Raw genomic sequence first — 16,823 nt, forward strand, 5'->3', positions numbered from 1 at the left:
CGAGGCCGTCGGAGGCCGGGTCGATGCCGACCATGACCGCCATTTCCAGGTGTTTGGCGTTGCGCAGGATCTTGATCATCAGGTCGGTGCCGATGTTGCCGGAACCGATGATGGCGACTTTGAGTTTATTCATTGTTATTGCCTCATATGCACGCAAGTCGCCGATTACTCGGCGCGACTGTCTACCGAGAAGTTCACGCCGACCCGGCCGATGCCGTCGATCTCGGCCTCGAACCGATCACCGGCAGCGACCGCCACCATCGGCCCCAGCGCGCCGGTGAGAATGATGTCGCCGGCGCGCAGCGGATCGCCCAGGCGCGCCATGGCGCAGGCCAGCCAGACCGCCGCATTGAGCGGGTGACCAAGGCATTCGGCGCCACTGCCGCTGGACACTTCTTCAGCGTTGCGGGTCATCCGCATGCTGGCCTGGCGCAGGTCGAGCCCATCGAGACGTCGAGCCGGGCCGCCCAGTACGAAGCAGCCGCTGGACGCGTTGTCAGCCACGGTATCGACGAAGCGGATGTTCCAGCCCTGGATGCGACTGCCGACGATTTCCAGGGCCGGCACGACCCAGCCGGTGGCCGCCATCACGTCGGCGAATGTGGTGTCGGCGCGGGGCAGGTCGCGTTCGAGGATCAGCGCGATTTCAGCCTCGATCTTCGGTTGCAGTACGCGGCCGCTCGGCACGGTGGCGTTGTCGCCGTAGCACATGTCGGCAAACAGGGTGCCGAAGTCCGGCTGGTCCACGCCCAGCTGGGCCTGGACCTTGGGGTTGGTCAGGCCGATCTTGCGCCCGACCACGCGGCGCCCGTTGGCCACGCCGTGGTCGACGTTGAGGCGCTGGATGGCATACGCGGCGGCGGCGTTGTCTGCACCGATCCGCTCGCGCAGCGGCCCGATGGCTTCGCCGTGGTCTTCGGCCTGGCGCAGGTCGGCGGCGAGTTGTTGCAGGGTGTCTTGAGTCAGCGTCATGTCAGCCTCGATGATCAGTGGGTCAGGAAGTCCAGGACCATGCGGTTGAACTTCTCGGCGTGTTCCCACTGCGCCCAGTGGCCGCAACGGTTGAACACGTGCAACTGTGCCCGGGGCAGGCCGGCCAGCAGGCGCAAGCCGGTGTCCATCGGCACGAAGCGGTCCTCGCGGCCCCAGACGAGCAGGGTGTCGGCGCTGATTTCGTGCAGGCGGTGGCTGAAATCCGGAAATTGCTTGGGGTTGAGCGTGCTGCTCTTGACGAAGTTGTCCAGGTGATCACGGCGCGACAGGATGTTGTCCAGGCGGGTCTGGAACAGTTCGTCGGTGAGGCCGCTGGCGTCGAAAACGAAGACATTCATCATCTTCTTCAGGTTCTCGATGGTCGGGTCGCGGTACAGCGCGCCGATCAGCTTGATGCCTTCGGTGGGCTGCGGCACGAAGGCACTCGGGCCGCCGGTGCCGCCGCCCATCAGGATCAGCTTGCCGATCCGCTCAGGGTATTCCAGGGCGAAGGCGACGGTGCTGTGGGCCCCCATCGAATTGCCGATGATGTGCACGCGCTCCAGCCCCAGCACATCGAGCAGGCCCTTGAGCGCTTGGGCATTGAGGTTCGAGCGCGAGCCTTCGCTGACGATCGTGTCGCTTTTGCTCCAGCCGGGGCAATCCATCAGGATCACGCGAAAACCGGCATTCACCAGCGGCTCGATATTGCGATTGAAGTTGGCCCAGCCGCTCGCGCCCGGCCCGGAGCCGTGCAGCATGACCACGGTGGCGGCGCCTTCGCCAAGGTCGTTGTAGTGCAGTTGCAGGTCCAGGTCGCCTTCCTTGATACGGGCAAAGCGGCTGGTGGAGGCTTCACTGAAAGCAGTGGCAGTCATGGCAGTGTTCCTTGAATTCATGGGTGAGGGGGCAGCGGCTGTGCGCCAAGCGCACCGAAACCTGCGATCCACTCGGGAATCGGGCGGTAGTAGCGGCCTTCGGTCTGATACGGGCCGAAGGCACTCAGGGCAGCGAAGGCGGCGACCCAGGTTTTGACTTCATGGGTCGACTTGCCGGCCAGCGCCGACAACGCGTCATTGCCCAAGCTGTCGAGGTCGCGCATACGGCCCTGTTCGAGGCTGTCGAGAAACTGCTGATCCCAGGCCGGGTTCAGCGGGTGCAGGCTGTTCGGGTCTTCGACGAAAGCGCGGGCGGCTTGAATCACCCGGTTCTGGCGGGCCTGTCGTTCATCGGCGGGGAGCTGACGCCCGCTGCCCATCAGACGGTCTGCCATGCGTGCGTCGACCTTGGCCAGTTCCGGTACCGGTGGCTGATGGGACAAGCCACCGGAAGCGAGGAACAGCACACGTTTATCCAGCGCTTTGGCCCATTGGCCGATCGCTTCACCCAACAGTCGGGCGCGCTTGAAACTCGGCAGCGGCACCGCCACCGAGTTGATAAACACCGGAATCACCGGGCAACGCTGCAAGCCGCCGAGCAACAGTTCCAACGGTTGCGCGAACCCATGGTCGACCTGCATGCGATACGACACCGCAGCATCGACACCGGCATCCAGCACCGCCTGGGCGCAGGATTCGGCCAGCGCTTTGGGCACGTCGAGCGGGCCGGCGGCGGTGTCGAAATCGCCAATCGCGTGGGCCGCCATGCCGATGCAAAAGGCCGGCATCACGTCGTAGAAAAAGCCGTTGTAATGGTCGGGAGCGAACAGCACCACCAACTGCGGGTCGAAGTGGGCGATACGCTCGCGCGCAGCGTCGATCACGCCGTCGACTTCAGCCAATACCTGCGGCGCCGGATCGACGTAGCCCACCAACGGCGTATGAGACAAACAATGCACAAAGGCGCTCATGTCATGCGACCTTGCTGACAACAGCGTTCACCGAGGTCGGTAGCACGGCTTTGAGCGCCCGGGCCAGGTCATCGCAGGCCTGGCCGACGGTTTGCGGGATGGCCAGGCCGGCGAGGAAGCGGTCCGGACGCACCAGGGCGATGGACGAGGTGCCGAGCGCGAACCATTCTTTCAAGCGCCCGCTGCTGTCACCCACGCGGATCACATCTTGGCCGGCATCGCTCGGTACTCGGAGCTGGACGTCCGGCAACACTTGGATGAAGCGCGTGCCCAGGGCTTTCCAATGGGCGATTTGCGTGGCCGACAGGCCCCAGGTCGGATCGCAGCCCCAGGCGATGATCGCAAAGTTGTCGCCAATCACTTCGTCCAGCAGCACGGTGGTGCCGGCGTCGGTCAAGACCTTTGGCTGAATGAACATCTTGCCCACCGGCGAGCCCTTCGTAGTCGGCACGATCAACGCGCCCCGGGTGTATTGCGGCATCGGTTTGAAGCGCATTTCCACGAAGTAGCGCTTGACCGGCGGCAGGTAGTTGAGCAGCCACGACACCCCATCGCGCAGGGTGCCTTGCCAGCGTTTCGGCGGCGCCAATACGTGGCCGGCGAGTACGGAGAGGTTGATCATCGCCTTGGCGTGGTCGCGGCGCTCCTGTTCGTAGCTGTCGAGCAGGCTGTCGGCGGCCAGGCCCTTGATCACCAGCGCGAGTTTCCACGCCAGGTTCAAGGCATCGCGCATGCCGCTGTTGTAACCCTGGCCTTGCCATACCGGCATGATGTGCGCGGCATCGCCGGCCAGCAGCACCCGGCCCTGGCGGAACCGCCCGGCCAGACGCGCGTTATGGGTATAGACGCGGCTGCGGATCAGCTCGATGCGGTCGGGGTTGGGCAAGACTTTGCTTAGCAGCTTGCGCAGGTTCTCGGGCTTGCTCAGCTCGGTCTCGGTTTCGCCGGGCATCACCATGAACTCGAAACGACGCACGCCGTGGGGCAGGGCGGCGGACACGTAAGGACGCACCGGGTCGCAGCACAGATAGACATGGGGCGTGGCCAGCGGGTCGTTGGCGATGTCGACCACGATCCACTGATTGGGCGCGGTCTTGCCTTCGAAACTGATGTCCAGGCTGCGCCGCACCAGGCTGTTGCCACCGTCGCAACCGATCAGGTAACGGGCATTCAGGCGTTCGCTGCGGCCATGCTGATCCTTGAGGTTGAGCACCACCGCGCTGTCGCTTTGTTCAAAGCTGTCTAGCTCGCGACTGAACAGCACCTTGACGTTGCTGAAGCGCTGCAGGCCGTCGAACAGCACGCGGTCGGCCAAAGGTTGAATGAACGCGTTGCGGCGGGACCAGCCGAACTCGTCGGTTTTCGGTTGGATATCGGCAAAGCAGCGACCCTTGGGGGTCAGGAAACGCATAGCGTGCCAAGGCGTGGTATGCGGCAGCACCTTGTCCGCCAGACCGACGGCCTGGAACGTGCGCAGGCTTTCATCGTCCAGGCCGATGGCGCGGGGGTAGTCGATCAGGGTGTCGAGCTTTTCCACCAAGGTGACGTTCACGCCACGTTGCCCCAGGTAATTGGCGATCATCAAGCCGACAGGGCCGGCGCCGACGATGGCTACGTCGGCGGTCAGCTCCAATGTGGAAGGAGCGGGTGCAAGACTCATGGGTATCTCCGTACAGCGTTTTTGGATTTCTTGTGGGGCGCAGTATGGAAATCACGAGGCTGGTGGACAACGAAAACCCCTGCTAGTGTGCACCAGGTGCACAGCATTGATTTGAAACGATAATGGAGCGTCCATGAGCGAAACAGAATACAAAACCGTTCGTGGGCTGATGCGGGGTTTGGCCCTGATCAATGGCTTGAATCGTTTCGATGGCGGGGCCAGTACGGCGCAGTTGGCCGAGCAAAGCGGGCTGCACCGGACCACGGTTCGCCGGCTGCTGGAGACCTTGCAGGCCGAGGGTTACGTGCGCCGCAGCGAGTCGGATGACAGCTATCGCCTGACGCTGAAAGTCCGCGAACTGAGCGAGGGGTTTCGCGACGAGCAATGGATTTCGTCGATTGCCGCACCGCTGCTCGGCGAGCTGCTGCAACAAGTGGTCTGGCCCACCGACCTGTGTACGCTGGACGGCGACGCCATGGTGATACGCGAGACCACGCATCGCTTCAGTCGCCTGTCGTTTCACCGCTCCATGGTCGGCCGGCGTTTACCCTTGCTCATGACCGCCATCGGGCGCGCGTACTTCGCGTTCTGCCCGCCCGCCGAGCGCGAAGAGCTGATCGAGTTGTTGATCAGCCGCGACGATGAACAGTCGGCGCTGGCGGCGGATCGCGGCTTTGTCGATCGGTTGGTCGAGCACACCCTCGGTAAGGGCTACGGCGAAAACAATTCCCACTGGGGTCTTGAGCGTAAAATCGCTGCGATTGCGATTCCGATCAGGCACGAGGAGCGGGTGATGGGCTGCCTGAATCTGGTCTACATCGCCAAGGCGATGTCGGTTGAGGAAGCCGCCCGCCGCTATCTGCCGGCCATGCAGGGCGTGGTGGAAAAAATCAGGGCGCAATTGGCGGAGTGCTGATGCTTGGTTGTGTGGCGCTCTAATCGGCCGGCGAGGCTTTTTCCGCCGCCTCATTGATCAGCACCATACTCTGCGGCGATGACAGCGCCACGCCGAGTTCGCGCAGGCGCCCAAGGACGGTGAACAGCAGGTCGCTGCGGGCTGTTCCCACCGAGCGCGGGCTGTTGACGTAACCGCTGACGCCGATGACCAATCCGTTGGCGGTCAGGTCCTTGAACGTCACCGACGGCGCCGGCGTGTCCAGCACGTCTTCGTGTTCGGTGAATGCCGTCAACAGCAGTTCGCGGATCTGCAGCACATCGGTTTCCAGCGGCAGGGTCAGGGTGATGCCGACCACGCCCAGCGCATTGCCCATGGTCACGTTGCGCACGTTCTGGGTGATGAACTGCGAGTTGGGCACGATCACCGTTGAACGATCGGACATCTGGATTTCCGTGGCGCGCACGTTGATGCGGCGGATATCGCCTTCGACGCCCGCGAGGCTGACCCAATCGCCGACTTTGACCGGGCGTTCGGTGAGCAGGATCAGGCCGGAGATGAAGTTCTGCACGATCGCCTGCAGGCCGAAACCGATGCCCACCGACAGCGCACTGACCACCCAGGTCAAGTTGGTCAGGCTGATATTCAGCGTGGACATCACCACCACCGCGACCAGCACGAAGCCGATGTAACCCACCAGGGTCACCAGCGAGGCGCGCATGCCGGCGTCCATGTTGGTTTCCGGTAGCAGCCGTTCGCCGAGCCAGTTCTTGAGCACGCGCACGCCGAACAGGCCGATCGCGAGCAGGACAAGGGCCAGCAGAATATCGCCGGGGGCGATGTTCAGGTTGCCCAGCGGCTTGCTGCCCAGGTCGAGTTGCGTCAGCCCCGCCAGCAGCTCGCCCGGGCTGGAGCCGGAGGGCAGGAACGCCAACAGCACCGCAGTGAACATCAGCAGGGTGCGGCCCACGCCCGCGAGTATCGTGCTGGCCTGTGCCTGGTGGCGTTCGGACAGGCCCAGGGCCGAGCCGAGCGCCAGGCCGCCAGGCTGTTTCGGCGAGAGCAGGGTCTCGCAGAGGTCACCGAAGCAGGCGATCAGCAGATAAGCCGTCGCCGCGACCACGCTCATCCACAGCAGCTTGACGGTGAGGAAGTAAGCCAGGGTCAGGTAGCCGCTCAACAGCGCCAGCAGGCTGATCCCGATCCAGGTCCCGGCGACAAACGGAATCAGCCCGGCGATGCCGCTCATGCGTTCAAGCGCGTATCGGCGGCGGGTGCGGCGGTAACGCAGCAGGCCGAAGAAGAACACCAGCGCGATAGCCAGCGCGGTCAGGCCGTTCACCGCCGCGGTCAGTGCCAGGCTGCTGGCGATGACGCTGTTGATGCGTTCCTGGGTGCCGATCAGCATCAAGGCCAGGCCCATCAGCACGGGGAAGGGGGCCAGGGCGACGGCGATCTGGTCGGGGATCTGGGGCAGGCGCCAGGACGGATGCGCGCGCATCAACAGGGCGCGACCGAGGCCGACAATGAAGGCGCAGAACACCACCAGGGTCTGCAATTGATCGAGCAGCGTGAGCATGTCGGCGCTGGGCACGGTGTCGCGTAGCACGCCCCAGCGCAGCAGCGTGGCGGCCAGGCTGATGGTCAGCACGGTGGCCAGCCCCACCGCCAGCGCCAGCGCACTGCGACGCAGGCGGCCTTCGGGGATCCAGCGCACCGTCAGGCGGACCAGCGTGTGCTCCAACACTCGTCGTCCCGTCACCCAGACCAGCAGCGCACTGAACAGCATGCTCACGAAAAACCAGCGGTTTCCCGGCGCCACGGCGGTGTCCGTCACGCTGCGGACATCGGCGTACAGGCTGCGTAAACGGCTGAGGTCGTCGTCGGTCGGGCGGATGATGTTGGACCAGAACACCACACTGATCGGGCTCGCCGAGCGGGTGCTGATCTGTGAGTCGAAGAGGCTGCGGCGCAGGCTGAAGATCTGCGCGGCCATGTCGCTGGCGGATTGGCTCAGGCTGCTGGCCTGGCGCTGTTCGTTGAGCAGGGTGTTCTTCTGCCGGGTCAATACGCTGCGTTGTTGGGTCAGGCTGGGGGGCTCATTGACCTGTACCGGGCCAAGCACGTTGAGCTGGTCATCCAGGTGTTCAAGATCGAGGATTTGTTTGGCGGCCAGGGTGTCGGCCTGTTTTTGCACCTGCAAGGCGGCCTGGCGCAAGGTCGAGAGCAGGTCGTCGTTGGCGCTGCCCGTGACTTTCTGGCGGATCAGGTCGAGTTGGTCGTTGAGGTCTTGCACACTGGCGTCTTCAGCCAGCAGCGGCACACTGCGCGGGTCGTTGATCGGCGAAGGCGCAGCCTGCGCGAGGCTGGGCAACGTAGCGCACAGCATCAGCAGGGCGAACAGCCCGGTGAAAAAACGGCTCGTGGTGACTCGATGCATGCGCCTTGCCCTTTGACGGTTACCCAAATACCTAAGCGTCACCACTCTATGAGGCGAAGGCAAGCCATTCGTGCGAATTTTTTGGGGAGGCACGGCGGCAACGATGCGCGTCGTCAGGCGGCGGCACAAGATTGTTTAAACCTTCTGCCTCAGCGCTATGTCGATAGCTGGACATACTTCGCCAGCTGAGGCAACGCCAATGATAGGAGTCGTGATACCCGCCCATAATGAAGAGCGGCAGATCAGCGAGTGCCTCGCTTCTGTGCGGCTCGCCAGTGAACATCCCGCGCTTGACGGCCGCCCGGTTGAGATACTCGTGGTTCTGGATGACTGTTCCGACCGCACCGACGCGTTGGCGGCGGCCCACGGTGCGGCGACACTCGATGTGCGTTTTCAGAATGTGGGCAAGGCCAGAGCCGTCGGCGCCGAGGCGTTGCTCAAGCGCGGCGTGCAGTGGCTTGCCTTCACGGATGCAGACACGCGGGTTCCCCAGGATTGGCTGGTGCGCCAGCTCGGGTTTGGCGCTGACGCGGTGTGCGGCACCGTCGAGGTCGACAGCTGGAACGAGCACGGCGAACGGGTGCGCGCGCAATACCTGGAGCGCTATCGATTCATCGAAAACCACCGCCACATCCATGGTGCAAACCTTGGGTTGAGTGCCGAGGCCTATCGCACCGCCGGTGGGTTTCAGCACCTGGCCGCCGATGAAGACGTCCGCCTGGTGGCCGACCTTGAACGGACCGGCGCGCGGATCGCCTGGACGGCCTCCATTCCGGTGATTACCAGCGCGCGTCGGGACTACAAGTGCCAGGGCGGGTTTGGCGAATACCTGGCTTCGCTGATCCCGCCGTCCGCTCACACCGAAGCCGATTCCCCCTGCACCTGAGCCCCGTGCGTGGATTGCCTGGAAGCGATTGACGGAAAATACGCTAAAGTCCATTATGGATTTATAAGTACAAAAAACCTGCCTGACTTTTTCTTCAATCTTGCCAAATCGACAATAACTTGCGAGACCACGACCATGAAGAAACGCTCCCTCATCACCGCCCTGGCCCTGAGCCTGTTCGCTTGCGGCCACGCCCTGGCCGCCGAGAAAACCCTGCGCATCGGCATCGAGGCAGCTTACCCGCCGTTCGCATCGAAGACCCAGGAAGGCACAATCGTCGGGTTCGACTATGACATCGGCAACGCTTTGTGCGCGCAGATGAAAGTCAAGTGTGTGTGGGTCGAAGGCGAGTTCGATGGGCTGATTCCTTCGCTGAAAGTGAAGAAAATCGACATGGCCTTGTCGTCCATGACCATCAACGAAGACCGCAAGAAGTCGGTGGATTTCACCCACAAGTATTACTTCACCTCATCGCGCCTGGTGATGAAGGACGGCGCGGTGGTGGACGACCAGTACGCCAGCCTCAAAGGCAAGACCGTCGGCGTGCAGCGGGCCACCACCACCGACCGGTATGCCACCGAGGTGTTCGAACCCAAGGGCATCAACGTCAAGCGCTACAGCAATAACGAAGAAATCTACATGGACCTGGCGGCGGGGCGTCTGGATGCGATCTTTGCCGACACCATCCCCCTGAGTGACTTCCTGTCGCTGCCGCGAGGCCAGGGTTATGCGTTTGTCGGGCCGGAGCTCAAAGACCCGAAATACGTGGGCGAGGGCGCCGGCATTGCGGTGCGCAAGGGCAATAGCGCGTTGGTCAGTGAGTTGAATGCGGCCATCGACGGCATCCGTGCCAATGGCGAGTACCAGAAGATTTCCGCGCAGTACTTCAAGTCCGATATCTACGGCGACTGATGCTGAATACGCACTTGAAAACGCTGTAGGTCAGTGTGAGAGCTGTCGAGCCCTGGCAAGCCCGCTCTCACATTTGATCGCGGCTGCCGGCTTCAGCCCTTCAGTTCCTTCAAGTGCTTGTAGACCGTTGCCCGCCCCATGCCCAACACATTGGCCACGTAGTTCGAGGCGCTCTTGCCCTTGAACGCGCCTTCGGCGTGCAGCGCCAGCACCAGCTCGCGCTTGTGGTCGCGGGTCAGCAGGTTCAGGCTCAACTGGCGTTCGCGCAGCCAGGCGTGCAAGAAGGTGTTGATCCGTTCCTGCCAGTCATCGCGAAACAGTGAGTCCGGTTGCGGGATCAGCTTGCTGGGTGACAGAAACAGGTCCAGCGCCGCCTTGGCGTTTTCGAACAGCGAGATATTCAGGTTGATGCACAGCACGGCCAGCGGGCGACCTTTGTGGTCGCGCAGCACGGTGCTCAGGCTGCGGATTTTCTGACCGTCCCAGTTGAGCTTTTCGTAGGGGCCGATATTCACTTCGCGGATGTCGTCGCTCAGCATGTCTTCCAGCGCCGAATCGTCACCGATGGCCCGTTTCGACAGGTTGTTGGCGATGTAGTCGACCTTTTGCGTGCGCAGGTCGTGCAGCACCACTTCGGCGTGGGGGAAGAACAACGTGGCGATCGCATCGGCGATCGCACGGAAGTTCTGCAGGACCTTGTCTTGTTCAGCGGTGTTCATCAATGCGGCTCCAGGCGTTCGGGGGAGAGCATACCAGCGTCCAGGCCGAGCCGCGTCAGTGGCTCCGGCAGCGCCGCGCCGCGCACCAAGGCCGCGCTGGCCTGGCCCATCGCGGGCGAGGTCTGGATGCCGTACCCGCCCTGTGCCGCCACCCAGAACAGCCCGGCCACCCGCGGATCGAAGCCGGACAGCAAATCACCGTCGTGGACAAAACTGCGCAGGCCGGCCCAGGTGCGGGTCGGGCGGCGGATGGTCAGGGTGGTGGCTTCTTCGATCTGGTGGATCCCCATGGCGATGTCCAGTTCTTCGGGCTGGATGTCCTGGGGTTCCACCGGGTCGGCGTTGGCCGGCGAACCGAGGAACATGCCGGCATCGGGTTTCATGTAGAACGCTTCGTCGAGGGCCACCAGCATCGGCCAGGCGTGGCTGTCCATGCCTTCGGGGCCGGCGAAGATGAACGCCGAACGACGCTTGGGTTGCAGGCCGACGGACGCGGCGCCGGCCAGCCCGCCGATATGGTCGGCCCACGCACCGGCAGCGTTGATGATGATCGGCGCGGTGCAGGTTTCATGCTGGGTTTGTACGTGCCACAGGCCGTCGGCAGTGCGGTTCAGGCCCAGCACGTGGCTGTCGGTCCGCACTTCGCCGTGGTTGCGGCGGATGCCGCGCAGGTAGCCTTGGTGCAGGGCGTCGGTGTCGATGTCGCTGGCGGTCGGGTCGTAGATCGCCCCGTGGACTTTGTCGCGCCGCAGGATCGGCAAGCGCGCACAGGCTTCGTCGGCACTCAGTCGTTCGACCTGCGACACGGTGGCCTTGGCGCTGAGGTATTGCTTGTCCAGCTCGGCCGGGTCGCCGCTGAAGTCCACAGTCATCTCGCCCCGGGGCGTGAGCAGCGGGTGTTCGCAGAAACCGGCGGGCGGGTTGTCGAAAAACGCCCGGCTGGCCAGGGTCAGTGCGCGTACTTGCGGGGTGCCATAGGCAGCGCTGTAGAGCGCGGCCGAACGCCCGGTCGAGTGATAGCCGGGGTGGGCCTCACGCTCCAGTACCAGTACCTTGCCGTGGGGCGACAGCCAGAAACCCGTGGACGCGCCGGCAATCCCGCCGCCAATGATGATGAAGTCTGCGTGGCTCATGAACATCTCCTGAAGGTGGGGTTAGCGCTGCAGCTGGTACAGCGCGTTAGCCAGTGCAATGTCTTCCAGACCCAGCCCGATGGACCGGAAAAACACCGGGCGCTGGTAGTCCGGGCGCTGCGCCATGTCACTGAGTAGCTCGGGCAGGTCGCCCATCACCGCGCGTTTGTCCCAGCCGTGCTGTTCGCTGGCGATCAGCATTTCGCCGGCCGCGTCTGGAGTGGTCTGGCGATAGTCGCAGAATACCTGCATCGCGTTAAGGCTGTAGGGCGGCACTTCATGGGCGCGGGGCGCATTGGTGCTGATCGAAGTGATCAGCGCCGGTTTGCTCAGGTGCGCCGGGTCGAGCACCGGGCCGGCCGACGAGGTACACAGCATGATCACGTCGGCATCCGCCACGGCCGCCGCGCAGCTGTCGGCGATGCTCAGGCGCGGGTCGAGGCTGGTGAGCTGCGCGAGGGTGGCGGGGCTGGCGCTGGCCAGGCTCGGTGAAAACAGGCTGATGTGCTGCCAGTCCCGCAGGTTTTGCACGTAGCGCAAGTGCGCCTGGGCGACCTTGCCGCTGCCGATGATCGCCAGGCGCCGGGCGGCCAATGGCGCCAGGGCGTCCACCGCGAGGGCCGTGGTGGCGGCGGTGCGTGCGGTGGTCAGTTCATGGGCATCGCACAGCAGCAACGGTTGGCCGCTGTGCATCGACATCAACAGCGTCCAGGCCGTCACCAATGGCCCTTGCTCCCCTACGATGTACGGCGAAGTCTTGACCCCGTACACGCCGTCCTCGGCCAGCACGCCCAGGTAGTTGATGAAGTCGCCGGCGCCCTTCGGAAACGCCACTAACTGTTGCGGCGGTTGCACCGCCCGCCCGGCGGCGGGGTCGCGGGACAGCTTGTGCAGGATCTGGGGCACGTCGATCTGAGCGAGTAACTCGCGCGCTTGGGCCTGCTGGATGACATGGGGCGTGCTGGACATGGGGAACTCCGCTGTAAACTAATTTGTCCATTATGGACTTTTAGTTGTTGCGGGCAATATCCCGGCGAAAAAATACGCTCAAGCTGGCAGCCTCCACATCTATGTAGGTCACCTGTTCGCCACGCCTCAAGTACGTTTCGGCACCACCCCTGTTGCCACCCGGACGTTCGACCATGCTGACCCGCTGCATCTTCCCCCTCGTGTTACTGCTGTTGCCTTGCCTTACCGGCCACACCCACGCCAGAGACCTGGCCGAGGGACTGAACGACGACAGCGCCTCCCTGGCGCTGCAGAACCACGACCAGCGTTACGCGCTGTGGTCCGGTATCGGTTTGTTGAAAAATGCGATCGGCCAAACCTGCAACGCGGTGCTGCTGGACACCCGCAACCGCCAGAGCAAGGCCGTCGGCCCGGCGTATGTCTTGACCAGTGGGCATTGCGTGTACTTCAGCTTCGGCACGGCCCATGTCAACCAAGCCATCGAGGCGAGCATCACGTTCAATTATTTCCACGACACGCCGGCGCAACAGCGCACGTTTCGCATTAAAACGGCGCACTGGACCAGCATGGTCGGCACTGATCTGGCGGTGCTCGAACTGGATACCTCACTCGCTGGGCTGATCACCGACGGCATCATGCCGCTCAAGCTCGCCACCCATCAAAGTACCGGGGAACGTGAGGTCGTGAATGTCGGTTCGCCGAGCGGGTTTCGCCAGAAGGGCTTGCGTATGAGTGCCTGCAAGGAAACCGCGACCAACAGCTTTGTCGAGCATCCCGGGGTGTTTCCCGGTGCCCTGAAAAACCGCTGCAATGACCTGCAGTACGGCAGTTCCGGCAGCCCGATGCTGGACCGGCATACCAATGAAGTCACCGGCATTGTCAGCAAAGTCGCGGCGGTCATTAAAAAAGACATCCTCAACAACTGCCAGAACGTCTCGGCGTGTGAAGCGGCCAAGTTCAACTACAGCTATCCCGCCAACGACCTGCACCGTTGTTTTGTCGAGGGCCAATTCTCGAACGATACGCCCGCTTGCCAGCTCAAAGCCGTCGATATCCACCTTGAGGAACCCTGGAAGCTCAACCCCTATGTGCATATGCAACTGGGCGAATTCGGGCAGAGTGTGCAGCCCACCTGGAACATCAGGTTCTCGATCCAGGACCCGTTCTATCGCTTCAAGGCTGTGCGCAACGTCAATGAATGCAGGCTGCCCAATGGTTATCAACGTGCCATTGCGTCAACCCAGGGCTACATCAATCAGGCCATCGGCCCGGCGCTGGGGGCGTATGTGCTGTGCATCATCGGCGTCCAAACCCCCGGCGAGCCGTTGACGCCGGCCTTGCTGCACAATGCGTTCACCCACTCGGTGTTCTTGACCGACCCGGCGCCGGTCCCGCGCATCGGCCTGAACTACAGCGTCAACTGGGACGACCCGCAAACCGCCTTCAGCCACCATTACTTCTATGTGGACACCTCGGCGGAAGCTGCCTGCCGTGACAATGACGACGTCCGCTACATCCTCGCCACGGGCGGAACGAGTTACCCGCTCTCGCAACTGCCCGTCACCCTGTGCAGCTTTGCGCGTAACCCGGCGGGGCAACCTTCGGCGGTACGCACGGATGTGATCGAGCGATCCGCCTACCTGCCGCCCACCCAAACGCGCCAGCCGGCAGCGGCTCAGCGATGAAGCGGTCAACCCGTGACACGAAAGCCTCCGGAGAGTTTTTCCTTCAGATAACCCACCAATGCACTCACGGACTTGGGTACATGGGGCGAGTAGGGCCGTATCAAGTAAATCTCATCGGCAAACGCGCCCTTGAGCGTCCAGCCCTTGAGCACCTGCACCAGCGTGCCGCCGGCCAGCGCCGCATGGGCGCTGAAATCCGGGAGCAGGGCGATGCCCAGGTGATTGAGCGCCGAGTCGCGCAAGGCTTCGCTGTTGTTGGTCGAGAAGCTCCCGGCGATCGGCACGGTGACCCGTTCGAGGGTTTTGCCGCCGCGCTCGAAGGTCCAGGCGGGCTGCTCGGTGCCGCGCGGGTAGTAGAGGCAGTTATGCGCGCTGAGCTCGCCGGGGGTGCGCGGTTCGCCGTGGCGTTGCAGGTAGTCGCGGGTGGCGACCAGCACCGAGGTGGTGTCGCACAGCTTCCATGCGACGTGGGTTTCCGGCACCTGAAAACCGTGGCGCACCGCCAGGTCGTAGCCTTCGGCGGCCAGTGAACTCAAGGCATCCGACACCTCCAACTGCACTCGCACCTGCGGGTACAGTTGCAGGAAGGCCGACAGGTGCGGCACCAGTTGCTGCCGGGCGAACGCGACCGGCGCGGTCAAGCGCACCAGGCCGCGGATTTCCCCGGCGGCGTCGCGCACCGAAGAAAAACTGCGGGCGATCTGTTCGTAGGCGCTGCGCACGTCCCGCGTCAGTGACTGCCCGGCGTCGGTCAGGCGCACGCTGCGGGTGGTGCGGGTGACCAGGCGCGTGCCGGTGGCTTTTTCCAGGTCGCTGATGCGCTGGCTGACCGCCGACTTGCTCACCCCCAGGCGCGCCGCGGCGGCGGTGTAGGTGCCGTGTTCTTCCAGCACCGAGAGCCAGTGAATGTGGCTCCACAGCCCTTCGATCTCAGACTTTTCCATGGGGTTATTGTTCGCCTATAAGGACAATAAGTTCTGGATTCTGCTCTGGTTCGGAACAAATCGAAAGCCTATCGTGTGTCCCAACGCTACCCACCTGGGACCTACTGCCATGACCAGCACCATCGAGCACTACATCAACGACCAGCGCGTGAGCCGCGATGATCGCTATCAGGATGTCTACAACCCGGCCACCGGCGCCGTGACCGGGCGCGTCGCCCTGGCCAGCCGCCAGACCGTCGGCGAAGCCGTCGCCGCCGCCCAAGCCGCCTTCGCCAGTTGGGCCGATACCCCGCCGATCCGCCGCGCCCGCGTATTGTTCGAATACCTGCACCTGCTGCGCGCACGCAAGAACGACCTGGCGCGCATCATCGTCGCCGAACACGGCAAGGTGTTTACCGATGCCCAGGGCGAAGTCGACCGTGGCATCGACATCCTCGAATTCGCCTGCGGCATTCCCAACCTGCTCAAGGGCGAACACTCCGATCAGGTCTCGCGTGGCATGGACAACTGGACGATGCGCCAGCCCCTGGGCGTGGTCGCTGGCGTCACGCCGTTCAACTTCCCGGTGATGGTGCCGATGTGGATGTACCCGATCGCCATCGCGGCGGGCAACACCTTCATCCTCAAGCCCAGCCCGACCGACCCGAGCGCCGCGCTGTTCATGGCTGAGCTTTTGCGTGAAGCCGGTTTGCCCAAAGGCGTGTTCAACGTGGTGCAGGGCGACAAGGAAGCGGTGGACGCGCTGATCGAACACCCGGACGTCAAGGCCGTGAGCTTTGTCGGCTCTACGCCGATCGCCCAATACATTTACGAAACTGGTGCGCGTCACGGCAAGCGCGTGCAAGGCCTGGGCGGCGCGAAAAACCACATGGTGGTGATGCCCGACGCCGACATCGAACGCACCGTCGACGCGCTGATGGGCGCCGCCTACGGCAGTGCCGGCGAACGCTGCATGGCCATCTCCGTGGCGGTGCTGGTGGGCGATGTGGGTGACAAAGTCATCGCCGCCCTGACCGAGCGGGCCAAGCAACTGCGCATCACCGACGGCCGCGACCTCAAGGCCGAAATGGGCCCGATCGTCTCGCGCGCGGCACTGGAGCGCATCAGCGGCTACATCGAACAAGGCGTCCAGGCCGGCGCGCAGCTGCTGCTCGACGGCCGCGATTACGTGCCGACCGAACCCGGCCTGGAAAACGGCTTCTGGCTCGGCGCGACCTTGTTCGACCATGTGACTCAAGAGATGAGCATCTACCGCGAAGAAATCTTCGGCCCGGTGCTGGCCTGCGTGCGCGTGAATGATTTTGCCGAAGCGGTGAAACTGGTCAACGACCACGAATTCGGCAACGGCGTCAGCTGCTTCACCCGCGACGGCAACATCGCCCGCGAATTCGCACGGCGTATCGAAGTGGGCATGGTCGGCATCAACGTACCGATCCCGGTGCCGATGGCCTGGCACGGCTTTGGCGGCTGGAAGAAGAGCCTGTTCGGCGATATGCATGCCTACGGCACCGAAGGCGTGCGCTTCTACACCAAGCAGAAGTCGATCATGCAGCGTTGGTCGGAGAGCATTGAGCAAGGTGCGGAGTTTGCGATGCCCGTCTCCAAATGACAGCCTAAGGAACACAGAGAAACCCATGTGGGAGGGGGCTTGCCCCCGATGACGGAGTGGCAGTCACTGCATGAGTGCCTGAACCACCGCTATCGGGAGCAAGCTCCCTCCCACATTTTTTGTGCGTGGTCAGGCAGTGGTCTTCGTGGG

General features: G+C 63.5%; 14 protein-coding genes and 1 pseudogene. 5 read left to right on the plus strand and 10 right to left on the minus strand.

All coding sequences use genetic code 11. The features are described from left to right. The 5 genes and pseudogenes from INT12_RS29350 to INT12_RS29370 all read right to left on the minus strand — a co-directional run. Nucleotides 1-133 (minus strand): annotated as a pseudogene (locus INT12_RS29350) (acetaldehyde dehydrogenase); the annotation flags it as partial. Between the two features lie 32 nt (nucleotides 134-165). After that, entirely contained in the window at nucleotides 166-972 is an 807-nt protein-coding gene (gene mhpD / locus INT12_RS29355; RefSeq protein ID WP_079443509.1) for a 2-keto-4-pentenoate hydratase, read from the minus strand. A gap of 14 nt (nucleotides 973-986) precedes the next feature. Next, nucleotides 987-1,850, minus strand: a complete 864-nt coding sequence (locus tag INT12_RS29360; RefSeq protein ID WP_079443510.1) for an alpha/beta fold hydrolase — start codon at nucleotides 1,848-1,850, stop codon at nucleotides 987-989. Nucleotides 1,851-1,867: 17 nt separating this feature from the next. Further along, nucleotides 1,868-2,821 carry a 3-carboxyethylcatechol 2,3-dioxygenase gene (gene mhpB, locus INT12_RS29365; protein ID WP_193040533.1) on the minus strand — a complete coding sequence of 318 codons (954 nt, stop codon included), beginning with the start codon at nucleotides 2,819-2,821 and terminating at the stop codon, nucleotides 1,868-1,870. A gap of 1 nt (nucleotide 2,822) precedes the next feature. Further along, a complete protein-coding gene (locus INT12_RS29370) occupies nucleotides 2,823-4,481 on the minus strand; it encodes a bifunctional 3-(3-hydroxy-phenyl)propionate/3-hydroxycinnamic acid hydroxylase (protein WP_193040532.1) in 1,659 nt (552 codons plus the stop codon). A 133-nt stretch (nucleotides 4,482-4,614) separates the two neighbouring features. On the opposite strand from INT12_RS29370, the gene INT12_RS29375 reads away from it, so the two are divergent. Further along, complete coding sequence (locus tag INT12_RS29375) at nucleotides 4,615-5,397, plus strand: DNA-binding transcriptional regulator (RefSeq protein ID WP_126587211.1); 783 nt, start codon at nucleotides 4,615-4,617, stop codon at nucleotides 5,395-5,397. A 19-nt stretch (nucleotides 5,398-5,416) separates the two neighbouring features. Here the strand turns inward: INT12_RS29375 and INT12_RS29380 are convergent, their stop codons facing one another. Continuing rightward, a complete protein-coding gene (locus INT12_RS29380; protein WP_193040531.1) occupies nucleotides 5,417-7,816 on the minus strand; it encodes a DUF3772 domain-containing protein in 2,400 nt (799 codons plus the stop codon). A 199-nt stretch (nucleotides 7,817-8,015) separates the two neighbouring features. Between INT12_RS29380 and INT12_RS29385 the strand changes: the two genes are divergently transcribed. Together INT12_RS29385 and INT12_RS29390 are read left to right on the plus strand one after the other, a co-directional pair. Beyond that, a complete protein-coding gene (locus INT12_RS29385; RefSeq protein WP_193040530.1) occupies nucleotides 8,016-8,702 on the plus strand; it encodes a glycosyltransferase in 687 nt (228 codons plus the stop codon). 135 nt (nucleotides 8,703-8,837) lie between these two features. Beyond that, nucleotides 8,838-9,614 (plus strand): ABC transporter substrate-binding protein, encoded by a 777-nt coding sequence (locus tag INT12_RS29390; RefSeq protein WP_017847914.1) that lies wholly within the window; start codon nucleotides 8,838-8,840, stop codon nucleotides 9,612-9,614. 92 nt (nucleotides 9,615-9,706) lie between these two features. On the opposite strand, the gene INT12_RS29395 is transcribed toward INT12_RS29390, so the two are convergent. The 3 genes from INT12_RS29395 to INT12_RS29405 are packed head-to-tail and all read right to left on the minus strand — an operon-like array spanning nucleotide 9,707 to nucleotide 12,435. Continuing rightward, the gene (locus INT12_RS29395; RefSeq protein ID WP_017847913.1) at nucleotides 9,707-10,333 is read right to left on the minus strand and encodes a transcriptional regulator; all 627 of its coding nucleotides are present in this window, start codon (nucleotides 10,331-10,333) and stop codon (nucleotides 9,707-9,709) included. Continuing rightward, nucleotides 10,333-11,466: an NAD(P)/FAD-dependent oxidoreductase gene (locus INT12_RS29400; RefSeq protein WP_193040529.1), complete on the minus strand. Its 1,134-nt coding sequence runs from the start codon at nucleotides 11,464-11,466 to the stop codon at nucleotides 10,333-10,335. Before INT12_RS29400 ends, INT12_RS29395 begins: the two co-directional genes overlap by 1 nt. A gap of 21 nt (nucleotides 11,467-11,487) precedes the next feature. Further along, nucleotides 11,488-12,435, minus strand: coding sequence for an ornithine cyclodeaminase family protein (locus INT12_RS29405; RefSeq protein ID WP_193059133.1), 948 nt, complete (start codon nucleotides 12,433-12,435; stop codon nucleotides 11,488-11,490). Nucleotides 12,436-12,608: 173 nt separating this feature from the next. Here INT12_RS29405 and INT12_RS29410 point away from each other — a divergent pair, with 173 nt between their 5' ends. Next, complete coding sequence (locus tag INT12_RS29410) at nucleotides 12,609-14,120, plus strand: trypsin-like serine peptidase (protein WP_193040527.1); 1,512 nt, start codon at nucleotides 12,609-12,611, stop codon at nucleotides 14,118-14,120. 5 nt (nucleotides 14,121-14,125) lie between these two features. Here INT12_RS29410 and INT12_RS29415 read toward each other — a convergent pair whose 3' ends face one another. Beyond that, nucleotides 14,126-15,064, minus strand: a complete 939-nt coding sequence (locus INT12_RS29415; RefSeq protein WP_102618279.1) for a LysR family transcriptional regulator — start codon at nucleotides 15,062-15,064, stop codon at nucleotides 14,126-14,128. 109 nt (nucleotides 15,065-15,173) lie between these two features. Between INT12_RS29415 and INT12_RS29420 the strand changes: the two genes are divergently transcribed. Then, the gene (locus INT12_RS29420) at nucleotides 15,174-16,673 is read left to right on the plus strand and encodes a CoA-acylating methylmalonate-semialdehyde dehydrogenase (protein WP_193040526.1); all 1,500 of its coding nucleotides are present in this window, start codon (nucleotides 15,174-15,176) and stop codon (nucleotides 16,671-16,673) included. Nucleotides 16,674-16,823: the final 150 nt, after the last annotated feature.

Source organism: Pseudomonas sp. K8 (assembly GCF_014889455.1).
Classification (GTDB): domain Bacteria; phylum Pseudomonadota; class Gammaproteobacteria; order Pseudomonadales; family Pseudomonadaceae; genus Aquipseudomonas; species Aquipseudomonas veronii.